This is a genomic window from Streptomyces milbemycinicus (genome assembly GCF_002154605.1).
Classification (GTDB): Bacteria; Actinomycetota; Actinomycetes; order Streptomycetales; family Streptomycetaceae; genus Streptomyces; species Streptomyces milbemycinicus.
In genome coordinates this window covers 1-5,577 of the sequence record NZ_MUNE01000793.1, presented here as the reverse complement: position 1 = coordinate 5,577, position 5,577 = coordinate 1, and the positions used below count along the sequence as shown (strand labels likewise).

At 74.1% G+C, this 5,577-nt stretch carries 5 protein-coding genes; 3 read left to right on the top strand and 2 right to left on the bottom strand.

What is annotated here, in order from left to right:
• Positions 1-153 precede the first annotated feature (153 nt).
• The 3 genes from CCN51_RS46410 to CCN51_RS46400 are packed head-to-tail and all read left to right on the top strand — an operon-like array spanning position 154 to position 3,661.
• Positions 154-1,209 carry a ferredoxin family protein gene (locus tag CCN51_RS46410; protein ID WP_014175888.1) on the top strand — a complete coding sequence of 352 codons (1,056 nt, stop codon included), beginning with the start codon at positions 154-156 and terminating at the stop codon, positions 1,207-1,209.
• A gap of 57 nt (positions 1,210-1,266) precedes the next feature.
• Positions 1,267-2,937: an ATP-binding protein gene (locus CCN51_RS46405; protein WP_055413922.1), complete on the top strand. Its 1,671-nt coding sequence runs from the start codon at positions 1,267-1,269 to the stop codon at positions 2,935-2,937.
• A 13-nt stretch (positions 2,938-2,950) separates the two neighbouring features.
• Complete coding sequence (locus tag CCN51_RS46400; RefSeq protein WP_014175890.1) at positions 2,951-3,661, top strand: response regulator; 711 nt, start codon at positions 2,951-2,953, stop codon at positions 3,659-3,661.
• A gap of 100 nt (positions 3,662-3,761) precedes the next feature.
• On the opposite strand, the gene CCN51_RS46395 is transcribed toward CCN51_RS46400, so the two are convergent.
• Together CCN51_RS46395 and CCN51_RS46390 are read right to left on the bottom strand one after the other, a co-directional pair.
• Entirely contained in the window at positions 3,762-5,369 is a 1,608-nt protein-coding gene (locus CCN51_RS46395; protein ID WP_014175891.1) for a solute symporter family protein, read from the bottom strand.
• A partial coding sequence (locus CCN51_RS46390) for a DUF485 domain-containing protein (RefSeq protein ID WP_245881821.1) occupies positions 5,366-5,577 on the bottom strand: 212 nt, incomplete at its 5' end. The genes CCN51_RS46395 and CCN51_RS46390, both read right to left, overlap by 4 nt.

Sequence of the window (5,577 nt, the reverse complement as noted above, 5' to 3'; positions counted from 1 at the left end):
CCCCCGTACGAGCCCCCCTCAAGCCCGCGAACGCCATTTTCCCGCCCTGTCCGCCGCCACGGAACCCGACCGCGACCGGCAGAAACGTGCTTCTCGCCGCCGAAGGCGCTCCTTCGGAGGTCCAAGGTCACAAGAGAGGTTAGGCTTACCTTCGTGAGCACGTGCGCGACCGCCTCCCGTGATCTGTCCGAGCCGCTCGCCGGGACGGCGACCGCCGCCACCACCTGGCTGCTGCTCGAACAGCCCGGCCCCTGGGGTGCCGAAGCCCTGACCGCCAGCCATCTGGCCCCGGCCGTCGGCCGCGCGCTGGAGCGCGCCACGAAGGGCACCGGCGTCCGCGTCGCGCTGATCCGGCGCCCCGGCCGGCACGCCGACTGCCACACCCACCCCCAGCAGCGTGTTTTCGTCGCGCACACCCGCCCGGGCCACTCCTGGATCCGTACGACCGCGCTCACCGAGCCCGAGCGGCTGCTCGCCCTCGACTTCGCCGCGCTGGGCGCGGGCGACCCGGCCGGTCTGCGCCCCGCCGCTGCGGGCCCCGACCAGGGGTGGGAGACGTACACGGGCGACCCCTTGGTGCTCGTGTGCACCAACGGCAAGCGCGACCGCTGCTGCGCCCTGCTCGGCCGGCCGCTGGCCGCCGAGCTCACCGCCTCCGGGGTGCGTGGCACCTGGGAGATCACCCACATCGGCGGCCACCGCTTCTCGCCGACGCTCATGGTGCTGCCGTACGGATACGCCTACGGGCGGGCCACCGCGCGGTCCGTGCAGGACGTCCTGGACGCGCTGCGCGAGGGCAGGGTCGTCACCGAGGGCTGCCGCGGCCGGTCCACCTGGGAGCGTCCCGGCCAGGCCGCCGAGCTGGCGGTCCGCGAGCTGACCGGCGAGTCGGGGGCGGACGCGCTGACCGTGCTGCGGACCGAGGGCGCCGCCCCCGCCTGGAACGTCACCGTCGAGCACGCCGACGGACGGCGGTGGCGGGTCGGCGTCGTGCAGATCGCCGACGCGCCGCCGCGGCCGGAGAGCTGTGGGTCGGTGCTGGGCTCCCCGGCCCGTATGGACGTCATCGGCGTGCGGGCGGTGCGCGCCGGGCGCCCGGCGCCGACCGTCGCCGTCACGGCCGCAGCCGCAGCCGCAGCCGTGACGCAACCATCAGTTGAGGAACCCCCACGGCGAGCGACCACGTCCGCGAGAGCGGCGCCGGTTTAGGCGCAAGGCACTGCCTGGCGCCGTGCCGCGGACCTGTGCTTGGTTACCCTCCTTGCCATGAGCGCCGCGATACCCAGGGGGCCGCGTGCCGAGGCCCCAAGGTGGCGCATCGGCTGGCCCCGCCGTGTCTTCTCCCAAGTGCTGCTGATGCAGCTGACCATCGCCACGGGCGTCATCGTCCTCGCGACCGGCCTCTTTCTCGCCCGGCTCAGCTCCCAGCTGGACGACCAGGCCATGCGCCGCGCCCTCGCCATCGCCCAGACCACGGCCTCCGCCCCGGGGCTCCCCGACGCGCTCGTACGCACCCGGCCCACCCCCCACGGCCCCGTCCAGGACCAGGCGGAGCGGATCCGCCGGGCGACCGGCGCCGAGTATGTCGTGATCATGGACAAGCGGGGCGTGCGCTGGTCGCACACCTCGTCCGAGGAGATCGGCCGGCATGTCTCCACCGACCCCAGCGACGCCCTCGCCGGCCAGGAGGTCATGGAGATCGACAACGGCACGCTCGGCCGCTCGGCCCGCGGCAAGGTCCCGCTGCGCGACGAGGACGGCCGCATCGTCGGCGCCGTTTCGGTCGGCATCTCGTACCAGAGCGTGCGCGACCGGCTCATCGGCGCGGTGCCCGGGCTGCTCGCGTACGCGGGAGGCACGCTCGCGGTGGGCGCGGTGGCGGCGTACGTGGTCGCCCGCAGGCTCCGGCGCCGCACCCACGACCTGGCCTTCTCCGATATCTCCGCGCTGCTCGCCGAGCGCGAGGCCATGTTGCACGGCATCCGCGAGGGGGTCCTGGCCCTGGACGCGCGCGGCCGCATCCGGCTGGTCAACGACGAGGCGCAGCGGCTTTTGGACCTGCGCGCCGAGGACACCGGACGGCCGCTGGACGAGGTGCTGACGCCGGGCCGTACCACCGATGTGCTCGCCGGGCGGGTCACGGGATCCGATCTGCTGACCGTCAGCGGCGGCCGGGTGCTGGTCGCCAACCGCATGCCGACGGACGACGGCGGGGCCGTGGCCACCCTGCGCGACCGCACCGAGCTGGAGCGGCTGGGCCGCGAGCTGGACGGCACCCAGGGGCTGATCGACGCGCTGCGCGCCCAGGACCATGAGCACGCCAACCACCTGCACACCCTCCTCGGACTGCTGGAGCTCGAGCTGTACGAGGAGGCTGTGGAGTTCGTCACCGAGGCGGTCGGGGTGCACCGGGCCACGGCCGAGCAGGTCACCGAGCGTGTCCACGACCCGCTGCTGGCCGCCCTGCTGGTCGGCAAGGCCACGGTCGCCGCCGAACGCGGCGTCTCGCTGCGCATCGCCCCGGGGACGCTGCTGCCGAACCGGCTGGTGGACCCGCCGGGCCTGGTCACGATCGTCGGCAACCTCATCGACAACGCCCTGGACGCGGCGGCCGGAACAGCCGATCCGATGGTCGAGGTGGAGCTGGCCGCCGACGACAGCACGGTCGTACTGCGGGTCTCCGACAGCGGGCCCGGCATCCCGGCCGACCGGCGCGACGTCGTCTTCGCCGAGGGCTGGTCGACCAAGGAACCGCCCGCGCACCGCAAACGCGGCATCGGCCTGGCGCTGGTGCGCCGCCTCGCCGAGCGGCAGGGCGGCAGCGTGCGGGTGGCCGACCGGGACGGCGGGGGCGCGGAGTTCACGGTGGTGCTGCCCGAGGCGCTGGCCGAGGAGCCGAGCGGGCCCCGGCTGAGCGCGGCAGGAGAGCCGCGATGAGGGAGGTACGGAGGTGACGGACGTGAACCGCGCGCGCGGCGCGAGCGGCGCCATTCATGTGCTGGTCGTGGACGACGACGTGCGCGTGGCCCGGGTCAACGCGGCGTATGTGGAGAAGGTGCCCGGCTTCCGCGTCGCGGGGCAGGCGCATACGGCCGCCGAAGCGCTGGCCTTCCTGGACCGTGTCGAGGTCGACCTGGTGCTGCTCGACCACTATCTGCCGGACGAGACGGGCCTCGCCCTGGTGCGGCGGCTGCGCGAGCGCGGCCACCACACCGACATCATCATGGTGACCGCCGCCCGCGATATCGCGACCGTGCAGGCGGCGATGCGCCACGGCGCGCTCCAGTACCTGGTCAAGCCCTTCACCTTCGCCGGGCTGCGCGCCAAGCTGCAGGGCTACGCGGCGCTGCGCCGCGCCCTGGAGGGCGGCGGCGAGGCCGGGCAGGACCAGGTGGACCGGATCTTCGGCGCCCTGGGCGGCGCCTCGGCCGGTCCGGCGGAGCTGCCCAAGGGCCACTCCGCGCTCACGGCCGACCTGGTGCGGGAGGTGCTGCGGGGCGCCGAGGGCCCGCTGTCGGCGCAGGAGGTCGCCGAGCGGTCCTCGCTCAGCCGCCAGACCGCGCAGCGCTATCTCAAGCTCCTGGAGCGCACGGGCCGGGTCCGGCTCAGCCTGAAGTACGGCGAGACGGGGCGCCCGGAGCACCGCTACGTATGGGTGTGAGGCGTACGGGCCCGAGGGCGGCTGCGTACGGGCCCGAGGGCGGCTGCGTACGGGCCCGAGGGCGGCCGTACGGGTGCCCGCCGGGGCACACGCGCCCCCGTCAGGCCGCTCCCGCCCCGGTAAGGGCCCGCACCTCCATCTCCGCGTGCTTGGCGGCGGATCCGGTGGCGCCCGCGGCCTGGGGTGAGGTGACGGTGCCGAGCCAGCCGGCCAGGAAGCCGAGGGGCACGGAGACCAGGCCCGGGTTGTCCAGCGGGAAGACATGGAAGTCCACCCCCGGGAAGATCGCCTCCGGGCCGCCGGAGACCACTGGGGAGAGCACCACCAGCACGACGGCCGGGAGCAGCCCGCCGTAGACGGCCCACACCGCGCCGCGCGTGGTGAACCGCCGCCAGAAGAGCGAGTACAGCAGCACCGGGAGGTTTGCCGAGGCGGCGACCGCGAAGGCGAGCCCGACCAGGAAGGCCACATTGAGGTCCTGGGCGAGCAGCCCGAGGCCGATGGCGGCCGCCCCGATCCCGACGGCCGCGATCCGCGCGACCGCGACCTCGCTGTGCGGCGTACCGGTCGCGCGGCGGCTCAGCGAGGCGTACAGATCGTGGGCGACCGAGGCGGAGGAGGCCAGGGTGATCCCGGCGACCACGGCGAGGATGGTGGCGAACGCGACGGCGGCGACGGTGGCGAACAGCACCGTGCCGCCGGTCGATCCGGCGCCCCCGCCGAGGTCCAGCGCGAGCAGCGGCACGGCGGTGTTCCCGGCCGGGTTGGCGGTCCGTACGGTGTCGCTGCCCAGCACGGCGGCGGCGCCGAAGCCCAGCACGATGGTCATCAGGTAGAAGCCGCCGATCAGCCCGATCGACCAGATGACCGAGCGGCGGGCGGCGCGGGCGGTGGGCACGGTGTAGAAGCGCGAGAGGATATGCGGCAGCCCGGCGGTGCCGAGGACGAGCGCGAGTCCGAGGCTGATGAAGTCCAGCCGCGCGGTCCAGCCGCCGCCGTATTTGAGCCCCGGGGCGAGGAAGTCCCGGCCGTGTCCGCTGTGCCGCGCCGCCGCGCTGAGCAGCGCGTCCACGTCCCCGTGGAAGCGGACCAGGACGAGGGCGGTGAGCGTGGCCGCCCCGGCCATCAGCAGCACCGCCTTGACGATCTGGATCCAGGTCGTGGCGCGCATACCGCCGAGCGCCACGAAGATCACCATCAGGGTGCCCACGCCAATGACCGTCCAGGCGCGGGCGCGCGGGCCGGTCTCACCGATCAGCAGGGCGATCAGGCTGCCCGCCCCGACCATCTGAGCGACGAGGTAGAGCACACATACGGTGACGGACGAGACGCCCGCGGCGATCCGGACCGGGGGCTCGCCCATCCGGGCGGCGAGCACGTCGGCCAGGGTGAACCGGCCGCAGTTGCGGACCAGTTCGGCGACCAGGAGCAGCACGACCAGCCAGGCAACGAAGAAGCCGACGCAGTACAGCACCCCGTCGTAGCCGAAGAGCGCGATGATGCCGGAGATGCCGAGGAAAGAGGCGGCCGACATATAGTCGCCCGCGATGGCGAAGCCGTTCTCCATCGGCGAGAACAGCCGCCCGCCCGCGTAGAACTCCTCCGGGGAGCCGTGCCGCCGGCGGCCCGCCCAGGTGGTGATGGCGAGGGTGGCGGCGACGAACACGCCGAACAGCAGCAGCGCCAAGCCCTGCTGATTGCCCGTCACCGGCCGTGCCCCCGCATCATCTCCTGCGTCACCCAGCGGAGCTCCAGCGCGACCCGGTCCCTGCGCAGCCGGGCATGACGGGCATACGCCCAGGTCAGCAGGAAGGTGGTGGCGAACTGGGCGAGCCCGGCGACCATCGCGCCCGGTCTGATGGCCCGCCCCGTCGTCGGCGCGCTCAATGTCGCGATGGTCGCCGGGCTCGCCCAGT

Excerpts from the sequence above, each read along its gene's own strand:
- CCN51_RS46405 (WP_055413922.1), top strand. The coding sequence starts at position 1,267 with ATGAGCGCCGCGATACCCAGGGGGCCGCGTGCCGAGGCCCCAAGGTGG.